At 66.4% G+C, this 14,706-nt stretch carries 18 protein-coding genes; 6 read left to right on the plus strand and 12 right to left on the minus strand.

The window, feature by feature from the left end:
• Positions 1–72 precede the first annotated feature (72 nt).
• From ACFPN9_RS13490 to ACFPN9_RS13505, 4 genes are all read right to left on the minus strand, one after another.
• A complete protein-coding gene (locus ACFPN9_RS13490; protein WP_066721709.1) occupies positions 73–1,362 on the minus strand; it encodes an Hsp70 family protein in 1,290 nt (429 codons plus the stop codon).
• A gap of 88 nt (positions 1,363–1,450) precedes the next feature.
• Entirely contained in the window at positions 1,451–3,154 is a 1,704-nt protein-coding gene (gene rpsA / locus ACFPN9_RS13495; RefSeq protein WP_066721713.1) for a 30S ribosomal protein S1, read from the minus strand.
• Positions 3,155–3,468: 314 nt separating this feature from the next.
• Complete coding sequence (locus tag ACFPN9_RS13500) at positions 3,469–3,867, minus strand: type II toxin-antitoxin system VapC family toxin (protein ID WP_066719682.1); 399 nt, start codon at positions 3,865–3,867, stop codon at positions 3,469–3,471.
• Between the two features lie 2 nt (positions 3,868–3,869).
• Positions 3,870–4,103 carry an antitoxin gene (locus ACFPN9_RS13505; RefSeq protein ID WP_066719679.1) on the minus strand — a complete coding sequence of 78 codons (234 nt, stop codon included), beginning with the start codon at positions 4,101–4,103 and terminating at the stop codon, positions 3,870–3,872.
• A 90-nt stretch (positions 4,104–4,193) separates the two neighbouring features.
• On the opposite strand from ACFPN9_RS13505, the gene ACFPN9_RS13510 reads away from it, so the two are divergent.
• Positions 4,194–4,859 (plus strand): sulfite oxidase-like oxidoreductase, encoded by a 666-nt coding sequence (locus ACFPN9_RS13510; RefSeq protein ID WP_066719672.1) that lies wholly within the window; start codon positions 4,194–4,196, stop codon positions 4,857–4,859.
• Positions 4,860–4,880: 21 nt separating this feature from the next.
• Here the strand turns inward: ACFPN9_RS13510 and ACFPN9_RS13515 are convergent, their stop codons facing one another.
• Positions 4,881–6,719: a methyl-accepting chemotaxis protein gene (locus ACFPN9_RS13515; protein WP_066719670.1), complete on the minus strand. Its 1,839-nt coding sequence runs from the start codon at positions 6,717–6,719 to the stop codon at positions 4,881–4,883.
• Positions 6,720–6,929: 210 nt separating this feature from the next.
• Between ACFPN9_RS13515 and ACFPN9_RS13520 the strand changes: the two genes are divergently transcribed.
• The gene (locus ACFPN9_RS13520; RefSeq protein WP_066719668.1) at positions 6,930–7,487 is read left to right on the plus strand and encodes a LemA family protein; all 558 of its coding nucleotides are present in this window, start codon (positions 6,930–6,932) and stop codon (positions 7,485–7,487) included.
• 34 nt (positions 7,488–7,521) lie between these two features.
• Positions 7,522–8,619 carry a M48 family metallopeptidase gene (locus ACFPN9_RS13525; protein ID WP_066719666.1) on the plus strand — a complete coding sequence of 366 codons (1,098 nt, stop codon included), beginning with the start codon at positions 7,522–7,524 and terminating at the stop codon, positions 8,617–8,619.
• Between the two features lie 10 nt (positions 8,620–8,629).
• Here the strand turns inward: ACFPN9_RS13525 and ACFPN9_RS13530 are convergent, their stop codons facing one another.
• Positions 8,630–9,238 carry a 2-hydroxychromene-2-carboxylate isomerase gene (locus ACFPN9_RS13530; RefSeq protein ID WP_066719664.1) on the minus strand — a complete coding sequence of 203 codons (609 nt, stop codon included), beginning with the start codon at positions 9,236–9,238 and terminating at the stop codon, positions 8,630–8,632.
• 252 nt (positions 9,239–9,490) lie between these two features.
• Between ACFPN9_RS13530 and ACFPN9_RS13535 the strand changes: the two genes are divergently transcribed.
• Positions 9,491–10,723 carry an argininosuccinate synthase gene (locus tag ACFPN9_RS13535; RefSeq protein ID WP_197426584.1) on the plus strand — a complete coding sequence of 411 codons (1,233 nt, stop codon included), beginning with the start codon at positions 9,491–9,493 and terminating at the stop codon, positions 10,721–10,723.
• Between the two features lie 42 nt (positions 10,724–10,765).
• Here the strand turns inward: ACFPN9_RS13535 and ACFPN9_RS13540 are convergent, their stop codons facing one another.
• Positions 10,766–11,164 carry a winged helix-turn-helix transcriptional regulator gene (locus tag ACFPN9_RS13540; RefSeq protein ID WP_066719661.1) on the minus strand — a complete coding sequence of 133 codons (399 nt, stop codon included), beginning with the start codon at positions 11,162–11,164 and terminating at the stop codon, positions 10,766–10,768.
• Positions 11,165–11,267: 103 nt separating this feature from the next.
• Here ACFPN9_RS13540 and ACFPN9_RS13545 point away from each other — a divergent pair, with 103 nt between their 5' ends.
• Positions 11,268–12,134 carry an SDR family oxidoreductase gene (locus ACFPN9_RS13545; protein ID WP_066719658.1) on the plus strand — a complete coding sequence of 289 codons (867 nt, stop codon included), beginning with the start codon at positions 11,268–11,270 and terminating at the stop codon, positions 12,132–12,134.
• Between the two features lie 70 nt (positions 12,135–12,204).
• The gene (locus ACFPN9_RS13550) at positions 12,205–12,558 is read left to right on the plus strand and encodes a hypothetical protein (RefSeq protein WP_156446505.1); all 354 of its coding nucleotides are present in this window, start codon (positions 12,205–12,207) and stop codon (positions 12,556–12,558) included.
• An 18-nt stretch (positions 12,559–12,576) separates the two neighbouring features.
• Here the strand turns inward: ACFPN9_RS13550 and ACFPN9_RS13555 are convergent, their stop codons facing one another.
• From ACFPN9_RS13555 to ACFPN9_RS13575, 5 genes are read right to left on the minus strand one after another with little or no spacing between them, the layout of a single operon-like run.
• Positions 12,577–12,828: a DUF2188 domain-containing protein gene (locus ACFPN9_RS13555; RefSeq protein ID WP_066719652.1), complete on the minus strand. Its 252-nt coding sequence runs from the start codon at positions 12,826–12,828 to the stop codon at positions 12,577–12,579.
• Between the two features lie 53 nt (positions 12,829–12,881).
• Entirely contained in the window at positions 12,882–13,709 is an 828-nt protein-coding gene (gene fabI, locus ACFPN9_RS13560) for an enoyl-ACP reductase FabI (protein ID WP_066719647.1), read from the minus strand.
• A gap of 21 nt (positions 13,710–13,730) precedes the next feature.
• Positions 13,731–14,138, minus strand: a complete 408-nt coding sequence (locus tag ACFPN9_RS13565; protein WP_066719645.1) for a type II toxin-antitoxin system VapC family toxin — start codon at positions 14,136–14,138, stop codon at positions 13,731–13,733.
• A 1-nt stretch (position 14,139) separates the two neighbouring features.
• Entirely contained in the window at positions 14,140–14,379 is a 240-nt protein-coding gene (locus ACFPN9_RS13570; protein ID WP_066719643.1) for a type II toxin-antitoxin system VapB family antitoxin, read from the minus strand.
• 54 nt (positions 14,380–14,433) lie between these two features.
• Positions 14,434–14,706 carry a DUF3303 domain-containing protein gene (locus tag ACFPN9_RS13575; RefSeq protein ID WP_066719640.1) on the minus strand — a complete coding sequence of 91 codons (273 nt, stop codon included), beginning with the start codon at positions 14,704–14,706 and terminating at the stop codon, positions 14,434–14,436.

Consider the following 14,706-nt stretch of genomic DNA (forward strand, 5'->3'; position numbering starts at 1 on the left):
GCGCCGGGCATCATGCTCCGGCGCCCGTGATGTAGCCCCGCCCCCCTGCCGGGGCAAGGCGACAGCGGCCGTTCAGGCCGCGACCGAGGCGCGCGCGCGGTCGAGCGCAAGCAGCGCGAGCCCGCTGGCGACCGAGCGGAAGGCGTCGCCGACATGGATGCGCTCCCGGCCGAAGCGTCGATCGAACAGCGCCCGCACCGCCGGCACATGCGAGGTCCCGCCGGTCATGAAAACGGCCTCGATCGCCTCTGCGGCGACACCGGCCTCGACGAGCGCCCGGTCGAGTGCCGCCTCGATGGCCGCGACGTCCTGCGCGATCCAGCTCTCGAAATCGTTTCGCGTGATGCGACGCTCGATCGAGATGCCGGTCTGCTCGAAGCGCAGCACCGTATCGTCGGCGCCCGACAGCGCGATCTTCGCCGCGGAGACTGCACGGTAAAGCTCGTAGCCGAGATCGTATTCGATCACGGTGAGCAGGTCCTCGAGCCGGTCGGGTTCGACCGCATCGCGGATCAGCGCCTTGAGCTCGGCCATGGTCTCGCGGCTCTTCATCAGCGAGAGCCGGTGCCATTGCGCGAAGGCGGCGTGGTAATGCGCCGGGATCGGCAGGAGCTTGCCGAAGGAACGGTACTGCGTGCCCTTGCCGAGCCGCGGCGAGATCGCATGTTCGATGATGCGATAGTCGAAGGTGTCGCCGGCGACGCCAACACCGGCATGCGACAGCGGCGTCGCCTCCAGCCGGCCGGCCGCGCCGGGCTCGAAGCGCATCACCGAGAAGTCGCTGGTGCCGCCGCCGAAATCCGCGACGAGCATGGTCTGCGGCCGGGTCAGCTCGCGGGCGTACCAGTAGGCGGCGCCGAGCGGCTCGTAGGCGAAATCGACCTGGCTCATGCCGGCCTCGGCATAGGAGGTCCGCAGGCGGCCCAGCGCGAGGTCCTCGTCCGGGCGCTCGCCGGCGAAGACCACGGGGCGCCCCGAAACGAGCGGCGTCCCGGCCAAGCCATCGAGCCCGGCGACGAGGTCGGCGAGGAAGACGCCGATCAGGTCCTCGAGCCGGAACAGCTTGCCGAAGAGCCGCGTCTCCTGGAAGGCGCGGCTGGAGAGATGCGTCTTGAGCGACTGCAGGAAGCGATGTTCGGTGGTCATGCCCAGCGCCATGTCGAGCGCGTCGGGCCCGCTGACATGGGCGATGCGGGTCGCGGGCGGGCGTCCCTCGCGCCAGAACATCAGCGCCGAGCGATAGGCGTCCACGGCCCCCTGCTTCGTCGCGAAGGAGCGTGTCACGACGCTCCCGTCGGCGCCGGCGAGCGCGACGACGCTGTTGGTAGTGCCGAAGTCGATGCCGATGGCGGCGGGGGTCATGGTCCGATCCTCGATCCGAAACAAAAGCCCGCGCGGATTGCTCCGCGCGGGCCGGTTGGACGATCCGGCTGCCGAAGCAGCCGAGCGATCACTTCTTCTCGGTCGTCGCCTTCTTGAGGGCGGCGCCCAGGATGTCGCCGAGCGAAGCGCCGGAGTCGGCGGAGCCGTACTGCGCCATCGCCTCCTTCTCCTCGGCCATCTCCAGAGCCTTGATCGAGACCTGGATCTTGCGAGCCTTCTTGTCGAAGAGGACGACGCGGGCGTCGACCTTCTCGCCGGCGGCGAAGCGCTCGGGGCGCTGCTCCTGGCGATCGCGGGCGATCTCGGCGCGCTTGATGAAGGTGGTCATGTCGGTGCCGGCGATCTTGACGTCGAGACCGCCTTCCTTGACCTCGATCACCTCACAGGTGACGACCTGACCCTTCTTGAACTCGCCGGCATCCACGAAGGGATCGCCGCCGAGCTGCTTCAGGCCGAGCGAGATGCGCTCCTTCTCGACGTCCACATCGAGAACGACAGCCTGCAGCATGTCGCCCTTCTTGTATTCCTCGATGACCTGCTCGCCCGGACGGTTCCAGTCGAGATCGGAGAGGTGGATCATGCCGTCGATGTCGCCTTCGAGACCCAGGAACAGGCCGAACTCGGTCTTGTTCTTGACCTCGCCCTCGACCACCGAACCGCTCGGATGCTGCTCGGCGAAAACCTCCCACGGGTTGCGCAGGGTCTGCTTGAGGCCGAGCGAGATGCGGCGCTTGACCTGATCGACCTCGAGGATCGCGACGTCGACTTCCTGCGAGGTCGAGACGATCTTGCCGGGGTGGACGTTCTTCTTGGTCCAGGACATCTCGGAGACGTGGATGAGGCCTTCGATGCCCGGCTCCACTTCGACGAAGGCGCCGTAGTCCGTGATGTTGGTGACGCGGCCCTTGAGGCGCGCACCGACCGGGTAACGCGCCGCGATGCCATCCCACGGGTCGGCGAGCAGCTGCTTGATGCCGAGCGAGATGCGGTGCGTGTCCTGGTTGATCTTGATGATCTTGACCTTGACCGTCTGGCCGATGGTCACGACCTCGGACGGATGGTTGACGCGACGCCAGGCCATGTCGGTGACATGGAGCAGGCCGTCGATGCCGCCCAGATCCACGAAGGCACCGTATTCGGTGATGTTCTTGACGACGCCGTCGATGACCTGGCCCTCTTCGAGCGAGGCGACCAGCTCGGAACGAGCCTCGGCGCGGGTCTCTTCGAGGACGGTGCGGCGCGACACAACGATGTTGCCGCGGCGGCGATCCATCTTGAGGATCTCGAAGGGCTGCGGCTGGCCCATCAGCGGGCCGACGTCGCGGATCGGACGGATGTCGACCTGCGAGCGCGGCAGGAAGGCCACGGCGCCGTCGAGATCGACGGTGTAGCCGCCCTTGACGGTGTTGAAGATGACGCCCGAAACCTTCTCGCGGGCCTCGAAGGCCTTCTCGAGCTTGACCCAGCTCTCCTCGCGGCGCGCCTTGTCGCGCGAGATGACGGCCTCGCCGAGGGCGTTCTCGATCCGGTCCAGATAGACCTCGACCTCGTCGCCGACCTTGATGTCCTGGTCACGGCCGGGGCCGTTGAATTCCTTGAGCGCGACGCGCCCTTCCGTCTTCAGGCCGACGTCGATGATCGCCATATCCTTCTCGATGGCGACGACCTTGCCCTTGATGACGGAACCTTCGAGGGCCTCGTTACGGTTGAACGATTCCTCGAGAAGGGCGGCGAAATCCTCGCGGCCCGAAAAGCTTTCTACGGCTGACATGTATGCTCCTGACGCCGGCCGCGTCTCCCGCGGATGTCCGGCAAGCGCCCGTTTGGGTTGGTGTTGCGGGCCGGATGCTCCCGTCGGCGCCTCGTCGAGAGGCTCGCCGCCAGGCCCGCGCACGAGGCGCCGGGCCGGCGGACGGCGCCAAACCGCCGGTTCCGCATCCGCATCCGAACGGTCCGCCCCAAACACGAAACGGGAGCCGGCCGGAAAGGCCGCCCCCGGCTGTGATCGATCACGGCCCTTCGGACAGGCGCGATGTAGTGGAAATCTGGTGACGGGGCAAGGGCGGACGCCGCCAAGAGGGTCCGTCAGGCTTCCGCCAGCCAATTCTCGACCGCGAGACCGGGAATGTCGCGGAAGTCGCGCTGGTTGTTGGTAACGAGGGTGGCGCCGAGGCTGATGGCATGCCCGGCGATCATGCGATCGAAGTCGCGGCCCCGGACCCAACCTTGCACCGACAGTACCGCGCCATACGCCTCGGCCTGAGCCTTGCCGAAAGCCACGACGGGCAGGTTTGCCAGTAGCTTCTCCAGCCGCGCGCGGCGGCCCAGCGCATCGGGATCGGTCGATCTGAGCCCTCTCTGGAGCTCGGCGACGCTCAGAGCCGACACCAGCACGGCGCCCTCGTGCTCCATCATTTTCCTCAGAACGGACCTCACGCCGTCGCGGGCATCGATAACGACGTTGGTGTCGAGGAGAAAGGCCACGCTCAATATCGCTTCCGCTCGGGAAGCTCGATCCGTTCAAGCGGCCCGGAAGGCGGGAGCGGCGGGGCCGCGAGAAGTTCTTCCAGAACCTGGCGGAGGCCTTCGCTCTTCGGCAAGATCGTCAACACGTCGCCATGCCGGGTGATCGTCAGTTCCTGACCATCCTCGAACGCCATTTCGGCAGGAATGCGCACAGCCTGGCTATTGCCGGATTTGAAGGCGCGGGTCGTGGCCATCGGCTTCCTCCTGCAAGAAGATCATGCTCTGATTGAAGACGTGGCCAGCACGCTCCGCCATGTCAATCCTCGTATATACATCAGATGGCCATGCCCGACGATCCCGAAACGCCCCCGGCAACGAAGCTGACCCGGACCAAGCAGGCCTGGGCGCAGACGGGCAAGTTCATCACCGGCCGCGTCGCGCGGCCTGAAAACGAGCGGTTGCCGCCCGGCCAGCATCTGGTGAAGGACTGGCCCGTGCTCGATCTCGGCCTGCAGCCCGCGATCGCCCTTTCCAGCTGGACGCTCGACATCGACGGGCTGGTCGACCACTCCCTGCACTGGCGCTGGGATGATCTCATGGCTCAACCGCAGGCGACGGAGGTCTCCGACATCCACTGCGTCACGACCTGGTCGCGCTACGACAACCGCTGGGACGGGGTTGCGACGCGCACCGTCCTCGATCTCGCGCACCCCAGGCCCGAGGCCGGCTTCGTCGTGCTGCACAGCTATGACGGCTACACCACCAATCTGACGCTGGCCGATTTTGCCAGCGAGGACGCCATCCTCGCCCATTCCTGGGAGGGCAAACCGATCTCCGCCGAGCATGGCGGGCCGCTTCGCCTCGTGCTTCCGAAGCTCTACTTCTGGAAGAGCGCCAAATGGCTGAAGCGGATCGAGTTCACGGCCGAGAATCGCCCCGGCTTCTGGGAGGTGCGCGGCTATCACGATCGTGGCGATCCGTGGACCGAGCAGCGCTATAGCGACGACTGAGGCATCGTCGACCGGAGGGCGTCAGAACTCCGACCAGCCCGTCTCTGCGGCACGGCGCGTGGTCGCAGCAGCAGCGGGCAGCCTTGGGGGCGCGGCCCGGGTGGCTGCAGCCCGCACAGGCGCCATGTGAGGAGCCATCTCGCGCAGTTCGGCGCGAATGCTCGCGTCGAGGGTGCGGCTGGGCGCACCACCGATCGAAAAGCGCTCGACCATCCTGCGCAGCTCGTTGGTTGCCTGTTGTAGCTCGCGTGCGACGCCGGCGCTCTGCTCGGCCATGGAGGAATTGCGCTGGGTCATGTCGTCCATCTGGGCGACCACCTTCGCGACCTCCCCGATGCCATTGGCCTGCTCGGTCGAGGCGCTGGAGATATCGGCCAGTGCCGCGGCGACACTGGTCGAGGACTCGACGATTTCGGCCAGCGCCGCGCCGGCGTCCTTGACCAGGCGCACACCGGTGGCGACCTGCTGCGTCGAGTTCGAGATCAGAGCCTTGATATCGTTGGCGGCGTCGCTGGAGCGTTGCGCCAAGGCCCGCACCTCGGAAGCGACCACCGCGAAGCCCTTGCCGGCATCGCCCGCCCGGGCCGCCTCGACCGCCGCATTGAGCGCGAGCAGATTGGTCTGGAATGCGATGTTGTCGATGACCGTGATGATCTCGGCGATGTCGCCCGAGGCTTTCTCGATGCGCTCCATCGCGCCAACCGCCTCGCCGACGATGCCACCGCCGCGATTGGCGATGCCGTTGGCCGCTTCGCCGAGGCTGGTGGCCTCGCGGGCGCGACCGGCGCTGCGCTTGACCGAGGCCGAGAGCGTGTCGGTCGTCGCCGCTGCTTCCTGGAGGCAGTCGGCCTGGGCCTCGGCCTGCTGCGCGAGTTCGCGGCTCCCATGGCCGATCCGGTCCGCCCCGACGATGATGTCCTGAGAAATGGTCGTGACGGTCCCGATAATCTGGGCAACCGCATCCACCAGTTCGTTCACGCCCCCGCAGAGTTCGGCGATCTCGCCCGTCATGCCCGCTAGCGAAATCCGGCGCGTCAGATTTCCCGCCATCGCAGCCTGAACCACGCCACGCGTATCGGCCACGGCGGCACGCAGGGCCAGCTGAACCTGCTTGTTGGCCGTGATGTCGGTCGCGAATTTCACGATCTTGCAGGGCTGGCCCATGGCATCGAAGATCGGGTTGTACGTCGCCTGGAGCCAGATCTCCCGGCCGCCCCGGCCGAGCCGGCGATACTGCCCTTCGTCAAATTCGCCGCGTCCTAGCTTCTCCCAGAAGCAGCGATAGGCCTCGCTGCCCTGCTCGGCAGGATCGACGAAGAGGCGGTGATGCTTGCCTTTGATCTCGGCCAGGCTGTAGCCGACAGCCGAGAGGAAGTTGTCGTTCGCATCGAGAATATGGCCGGAGAGGTCGAATTCGATCACGGCCTGCGACTTGCGGATGGCGGCGATCTGGCCTTCGAGATTGGCCATCGCCTCGCGCCGCGCGGTGATGTCGCTGGCGAATTTGACGACCTTCACCGGCTTTCCACTGCCGTCTAGGATTGGCGTGTAGTTCGCCAGCAGCCAGATCCGGCGCCCCCCCTTCGCGATGCGCAGGCACGGGATCTCGATGCACTCGCCTCGATTCAGCCGGTCCCAGAAGGCCGCGTAATCTCTCGATTCCCGCTCGACCTCGTCGACGAACATGCGGTGATGCTGACCGACCACCTCGTCCCTGGAGTAGCCCACGGCCTTCAGGAAGTTCTCGTTGGCGTCCAGAATCGTACCGTCGAGCCGGAACTCGATCACGGCTTGCGAGCGCCGAATGGCGGCCCATTCACCTGCCTGGGTCCCGGTGCGGCGAAAAAAGGGGATTGTCATGGCTTGGATCACGCAGAAGGTAAGACGAGTTGACAGCCTTCCTGTCAGCTTGACGCAACGACAGTTAAGAAGCCTTTACAATCCACATCAGGGTTCTGGATTTTTATCCGCCGCATGGTCGTCAGCGGTGCGGTTCCCGTCTGGCCGCTTTCCCGCCAGCCGCCTTCGTGTCACGCTGCGGCGGTCTCGCCTGCGCTTGAGGAGCACGCCATGGGCTGGGTTGTCTTGGGGCTGATCGCCGCGATCGCCGTCTACCTGATCATGACCTATAACGGCCTCGTGGCGATGCGGCAGCGCGTCAACCAGGCTTTCGCCGACATCGATGTGCAGCTGAAACAGCGCCACGACCTGATCCCCAATCTCGTCGAGACGGTGAAGGGCTACGCCACTCACGAGAAGACGACGCTCGATGCGGTGATTTCCGCGCGCAACGCCGCGCAGGGCGCGACGAGCGTCCATGACAAGGCGGCGGCCGAGCAGCAATTGTCCGGCGCGGTCGGGCGGCTGCTGGCGCTGGGCGAGGCCTATCCCGATCTCAAGGCGAGCGCGAACTTCCAGCAACTCCAGGTCGATCTCGGCAATGTCGAGGACAAGCTCGCCGCGGCGCGGCGCTTCTTCAACAACGCCGTCAGCGAGTTTAACGCCGCGATCCAGGCCTTCCCGGCCGTGCTGTTCGCGCCGCAGATGGGGTTCAGCCAGCGCGAATTCTTCGATGTCGGCGAAACCACGCGCGCTCAGATCGAGGTGGCGCCGAGCGTGAAGTTCTGAAGCGGCGCCGCAGGCGGCGAACGGGGCGGCTGCGATGCTGGGCCAGGCCTTCGGGCTCTACAGCCACATGCGCAACAACCGGATCAGGTCCGGCTTCCTGATCGCCGGGCTGTTCGCCCTCGTCTATGTCACGGTCTGGGGCCTGCTGCTGGTGGGCTATGGCTATGGCGGTGTGCCGCGCGGAACCACCGCCTATGCCGAGGCCGGGCGGACCTTCTGGCGGTGGCTGCCCTTCACCACGCTCGCGGCCGGGGCCTGGGTCTTTATCGGCTTTCGCATCAATGTCGGGCTGATCGGCGCGATGGCGGGAGCCAAGGGGCTGACGCGGGACGACAACCCCAAGCTCTACCGGATGCTGGAGAACCTCTGCATCTCGCGCGGGCTGACCGTCCCCAAGCTCGCCATCGTCGAGAGCGAGGCGCTGAACGCCTTCGCGAGCGGCGTCAACGACAAGCAGTTCACGGTCACGGTGACGAGCGGCCTGCTGGCGCAGCTCAACGATGCCGAGGTCGAGGCCGTGCTGGCGCATGAGCTGACCCATATCCGCAATGGCGACGTCCGCCTGATGATCATCGCCGTCGTGATCGCGGGTGTCATCTCGCTGGTCGGGGAAATCGTCTTCCGCGGGCTGTCGCGCAGCCGCATCCGGATGTCGTCCGACGATGCGAAGAAGGGCAGCGGCGTCGCGATCCTGATCGGCTTCGCGGTGATCGCGCTGTCCTGGTTCCTGGCCGTGGTGATCCGGCTCTCGCTCTCGCGCTCGCGCGAGTATCTCGCCGATGCGGGGGCGGTCGAGTTGACCAAGAACCCGGATGCGATGATCTCGGCCCTGCTCAAGATCGCCGGCCGCGCCGATATCGAGGGCGTGCCGTCCGGCGTGATGGACATGTGTTTCGAGAACGATCCCGACGATTTCGCCGACCTGTTCTCGACCCATCCCTCGGTGACGAAGCGTGTTCAGGCGCTGATCCAGACCGCCGGAGGGCGCATGCCGGCGATGCCGCCGCAGCCGCCGCGCGTGGCGGAGCGCCAAGATCTGCCGACGATGGTCGCGGAATCGGCCGCAGGTGTCGATCCGGCCGCCCGGGGTCCCTGGGCGCGGCCGCCCGGAGGCGGAAGCGCCAGTCCCTGAGTCAAGGGCCTCAGCGGCCGTGGCGCGACCAGTCCAGCGCCTCCTCCAGACGATCGTCGCCCCAGAAGATCTCACCATCCTCCGTGACAAAAGTCGGCGCGCCGAAGATGCCGAGCGATTTGGCGTATTCGATCTCGGCCCGCAGGCGGCCCTTGACCTCCTCGCTGCGGGACGCGGCGTAGGCAGTGCCCGGATCGGCCCCGGCCTCCTTCAGCGCCGCATTCAGAACCGCCTCCTCCGCGATGTTGCGGCCTTCACCGAAGCCGGCGCGGAACAGCGCTTTCGAGAAGGCGGGCAGCCAACCCGCCTCGCGACCGGCCAAGGCGAGCCGGGCGGCGATCAGAGAGTTCTGCGGAAACGTCTCGGGCCTGACGAGGGGAAGCCCGATCCGGCCGGCCCGGCGCTCCACGTCCCGCCACATATAGCGGCCCTTGCTCGGATAGAGCGCGAAGGGCGAGGTCGACCAGCCCTGGGCGGCGAAGATCGGCCCAAGCAAGAAGGGGCGCCAGCGGAGACTGACGCCGGCAGCCTCCGCCAGCGGCTCGATCCTCAACGCGCTTAGAAAGGAATAGGGCGATGCGAACTCATACCAGAAGTCCAGAACAGGACGGTTCGGCATTCGGCCTCCGGAGCAGTCAGTTCGGTGTGGCGTCGCGCCTCGGCAAGGTGAGCCTCCGGCGGCGCGACTGCAAGACAAGGCGCGATGCCCAAGCGTCATCCACCCGAGTCATCAACACCCATCCATCAGGCGAGGACGCGCGACCGATCAAAAGGTTCCGATTGCGTCGCCCCCGACGCTGGGATAGTGCGCCATTGCGTTCGAAAAGCGGCTTCCACGCCGCCAAGCCGCAGCAGCAGGATGATGACCCAGATGACCGAGAAAAGCGTGAAAAAGGTCGTGCTCGCCTATTCCGGGGGGCTCGACACCTCGATCATCCTGAAATGGCTGCAGACGACCTATGGCTGCGAGGTCATCACCTTCACCGCCGATCTCGGCCAGGGCGAAGAGCTCGGCCCGGCGCGCGACAAGGCGCTGCTGCTCGGGATCAAGCCGGAAAACATCTTCATCGAGGACCTGCGCGAGGAATTCGTCCGCGACTACGTCTTCCCGATGTTTCGCGCCAATGCGGCCTATGAGGGCGTCTATCTGCTCGGCACCTCGATCGCGCGGCCGCTGATCGGCAAGAAGCTCATCGAGATCGCCGAGCGGCTCGGTGCCGACGCCATCTCCCATGGCGCCACCGGCAAGGGCAACGACCAAGTCCGCTTCGAGCTGACGGCCTATGCGCTCAAACCCGACGTCGTCGTGATCGCGCCCTGGCGCGAATGGGACCTGCGCTCCCGCGAGCAGCTGATCGCCTTCGCCGAGCAGCACCAGATCCCGATCGCCAAGGACAAGCGCGGCGAGGCGCCGTTCTCGGTCGACGCCAACCTGCTGCACGCCTCCTCCGAGGGCAAGGTGCTGGAAGATCCCGCGCAGGAAGTGCCCGATTACGTCTATTCCCGCACGGTCTCGCCCGAGGACGCGCCCGACCGGCCGACCATCGTCAGCATCGACTTCGAGACCGGCGACGCCTGCGCGATCGACGGCGTGAAGATGTCGCCGGCGACGCTGCTTGCCAAGCTGAACGAACTCGGCCGCGACAACGGCATCGGCCGGCTCGACCTGGTCGAGAACCGCTTCGTCGGCATGAAGTCGCGCGGCATGTACGAGACGCCCGGCGGCACGATCCTGGCTGTCGCGCATCGCGCCATCGAGTCGATCACGCTCGACCGCGGCGCGGCCCATCTCAAGGACCAGATCATGCCGCAATATGCGGAGCTGATCTATAACGGCTTCTGGTTCTCGCCGGAGCGCGAGATGCTGCAGGCACTGATCGACAAGAGCCAGGAGTTCGTCACCGGCCAGGTCCGCCTCAAGCTCTACAAGGGCGGTGTCCACGTCATCGGCCGCTCCAGCCCGTATTCGCTCTACGACCAGGACCTCGTCACTTTCGAGGAAGGCGCCGTCGCCTATGATCACCGCGACGCGGCCGGCTTCATCAAGCTGAACGCGCTGCGCCTGCGCACGCTCGGCCAGCGCAAGAAGAAGCTCGGCCTCTGAGCCGGGCGACCGGACCTCGACACTGCGATCACGGGCCGCCTTTCAGGCGGCCCGTTTCGTTTCCGCCCGCGTTTCCAGCACGGCCGGGTAATGCGTCTCCGCCCATTCCACGAGGCCGAGCAGCGGGCCGGCGAAGCTGCGCCCGAGCGGTGTCAACGAGTAGGTCACGCTGGGCGGGACGGTGGGTTGCACGTCGCGATGGACGAGGCCGTCCGCTTCCAGGGTTCGCAGGGTCTGCGTCAGCATCCGCTTGGAGATGTCCGGAATCTGGCGGTGCAGCGCGCTGAAGCGTTTCGGCCCGGCCGCGAGGCTGCAGATCAGAAGCGTCGACCAGCGGTCGCCCAGCTTGTCCAGCAGCCCCCTCACCGGACAGCCTTCCGGATCGAGCTGCAGGGTCCGCCAGAGTTCGAACTTGGCGCCCAGCGCCGCGCAAGCATCCATCGGGTTCCTCCACGGTAACCTGGTGACGCGAAAGTGCCGTCTTTCGCCGGCCCCACCAAGTCTCTATCTGAGACCGAGTTACCACATGAGACCGGAGTATTCCATGTCCAATCCCCGTTATGCCGTCACCGGCGCCAGCGGCCAGCTCGGCCGCCTCGTCGTCGCGGCGCTGGTCGCGCGGGTCGGCGCGGCCTTTGTCGCAGCCATCGTCCGCGATCCCGCCAAGGCGGCCGGGCTGTTCCCCGAGGGCGTCAGCGTCCGCAGGGGCGACTATGACAAACCGCAGGAGCTGGCCTCAGCCTTCGCCGGCATTGAGCGCGTCCTGCTGATCTCGTCGAACGCCGTTGGCCAGCGCATCCCGCAGCATCGTAACGCGATCGCCGCAGCCAAGGAGGCCGGCGTGTCGCGGATCGCCTATACCAGCGTCCTGCGAGCAGACACGTCCCCGCTGGGCCTTGCCGCGGAGCATCGCGAGACCGAGACGGTCATCGCCGCATCCGGCCTGCCGCACAGCCTGCTGCGCAATGGCTGGTACACCGAGAATTACACCGCCTCGATCCCACCGGCTCTCGCGCATGGCGCCTTCATCGGCAGCGCGGGAGCCGGCCGGATCGCGAGCGCGGCACGGAGCGATTATGCGGAAGCGGCAGCCGTCGCGCTCGTCTCCGACGATGCGCCGCGCATCGTGCACGAATTGGCTGGCGACAGCTCCTATTCGCTGGCCGAATTCGCCGCTGAACTCTCCCGCCAGGCGGGCAAGACCATTCCCTATGTCGATATGCCGGAGGCCCAGTATCGAGGCGCGCTTCTGGGCGCCGGACTGCCCGAGCCTCTGGCGGCGCTGATCGCCGATTCCGATGCGGCGGCGGCCAAGGGCGCTCTCGACGACGGCACGCGGACGCTTTCGCGGCTCATCGGCAGACCAACAACGCCTTTCGCCACGACGATCGCGGATGCGCTACGCGGCTGAAGCCGAACCAAACGGTCTCTCGGGCGTTGGAAGCGACCTGCTCCCGAGAGGCCCTGTCATGATCCGCCTGATGCCCACCACCCTCCTCGCCGCTGCCCTGCTCGCCGCGACGGCGCAAGCCCAGACCGCGGGACCGACCTCGGGCGCGCCGGCCGAAAAGCCGGCCTCGCCCGCGGTCGCACTCTGCAAGAATGCGGCACTCCACACGCTTTCGGCGCGAGAGCCCGAGATCAAGGACATCTATGTCGACGAGGATGGCGCGACGATCGCCGTCTCGGAGACGAAGGTCGAAGATACTCCTGTCACGCGCATCATCATGGCCGAGGCCTATCTGCGGACCGACCGGTCCGACAAGCCCCGGCGCTTCCTCTGCCTGCTCGGCGAGAAGGACAAGGTGCTGCTGACCTTCTTCACCGCCCGCTGAGGGCGGCGGCCCTCCGCATCAGGCGGAGGGCTCGTCGACTACGCGCGTCGCCGGCCGGTCACGCCCGTCCGCGACCTCCTCGTGCCAGCGGCCCTGCTCGTCCTGATAGACGATGCCGTCCGTCGTGCCGGCGAGGGTCTGGCGCGCGGCCGCGTCATTCGCCGCCTTCAGCGCGGCTTCGTGGGATGGATAGGTTTCCGAGAGCACATCCTGGACCTTGTAGGCCCAGCCGCCGTCATGCTCGACGATTTCATATCTGACCGTGACCATCGCAGCTCTCCTGATTGCGGGAGAGCAACCCGACGGAGCCGGCGCGGGTTCCCTCAATCGCCCTGATCGGCAGCGCGCAGCCCGTCGAGCACCGGCATCGAGGTGATGTGGTAGCCGGCATCAACATGATGGACGTCGCCGGTCACCCCACCCGAGAGGTCGGACAGGTAATACAGCGCCGAGCCGCCGATCTCCTCCAGCGAGACCGACTTCCGCAGCGGCGAGTTCGCCCGCTGCCAGGAATACATCGCACGCGCGTCCGAGATGCCCGCCCCGGCGAGTGTCCGCACCGGCCCGGGCGAGAGCGCGTTCACGCGGATGCCGCGCGGGCCGTAGTCGCCGGCGAGATAGCGCACGCTGGCCTCCAGCGCCGCCTTGGCCACGCCCATCACGTTGTAGTTCGGCATGATCCGGGTCGAGCCGCCATAGGTCAGCGTGATCATGCTGCCGCCCTTCGGCATGCGCTCGGCGGCCCGCTTCGCCACCTCGGTGAAGGAGAAGCAGGAGATCACCATGGTCCGCGAGAAATTCTCGCGGCTGGTGTCGGCATAGAGCCCCTTGAGCTCGTTCTTGTCGGAGAAGCCGATGGCGTGGACGATGAAGTCGAGCGTGTTGCGCTCGGGATCGCCGCCCCAGGCTTCGTCGATCGCGGCGAAGGTCGCGTCCACCGTCGCGATGTCCTCGACATCGCAGGGCAGGACGAGGGTCGAGCCGACGCTGTCGGCTAGTGGCTTCACGCGCTTGCCGAGCGCTTCGCCCTGATAGGTGAAAGCCATCTCGGCGCCGTGGGCCTTCAGGGTGCGCGCGATGCCCCAGGCGATCGAATTCTGGTTGGCGACGCCCATGACGAGGCCGCGCTTGTTGTGCATCAGGGGGAGCATGGGGACCGTTCGGTTATGGCGTCAGGAGCAAGGGAGAGCGGAAGGCAGGTCGGTCTGGCTGAAGTCGTTACCTTTGAAGAGGATCGATGCTCCGGCGAGTTGCGCCGCGGCATAGGCGAAGCAATCGCCCATGTTGAGCGCAGCCGGGTGCCGGCCTTTGCCGAAGCGGTCGAACGCAGCGAGTGCGCCATCGGCATGCGCAGCTTCGTGAGGCGCGACACTGATCGCGCCTCGTGCCAGAAACTCCAGCACCGTCGCCTTGGCCAGATCGAATGCAATGCCGCGCACCCGCACCAGGGCGACGGTCGCCTCATAGATCGCCAGCGGCGAGGTGAAACGCCGATCCGGGCCTGTCAACGGCGTCCCGAACTGTTCGAAACCAGCCTCTTCGAGAAGTACGGCGACAATGACCGAGGCATCGACATACATGCTAAATGTCGCCCGACAGCTCGTCGTAGAACGCCTTATCAGCCTTCAATCCGGTTTTGGGGTAAGCCGCGACGCGCTGCTGCAAATCCCGTATCCGCTCCAGAAACGGAACGCTCTGGTCCATTTGACGAAGCTCGTTCTGGACGGCCTGCTTCACCGCGTCAGTCAGGCTGACGCCTTTACGCGCCGCCAGTTCCCGCACGGCACGGTCGGCCTCTGGATCGCGAATGTGAAAAGCCATCCCGGCGCCTCCGTCTAGACGAGGCTTATAACCGTCTAGACACAACCCGTCACGCTACAAGTGCTTCTTCACCGCCGCGGCCGTGTCCTTGGACGAGGCCAGCGGCACGATCTCGAAGCGGGCGAGATCGCCCCAGGCCAGCACCCATTCCTGCAGCTTGGTGACGTCGTCGCACTGCATCACCTGGAAGCAGCGCGCGAAATCGGCGGAGATCCAGCTGTCGACATAGGTCAGGCCGTCCGGCATCATCCGGCCCTTCTCATGGAAGCGGGCATAGATCTCCTTCACCCGCGCCTGGTCGAAATGCTCGATCACCATAAAGAGCAT

Source organism: Allobosea massiliensis, assembly GCF_042655245.1.
Classification (GTDB): Bacteria; Pseudomonadota; Alphaproteobacteria; order Rhizobiales; family Beijerinckiaceae; genus Allobosea; species Allobosea massiliensis.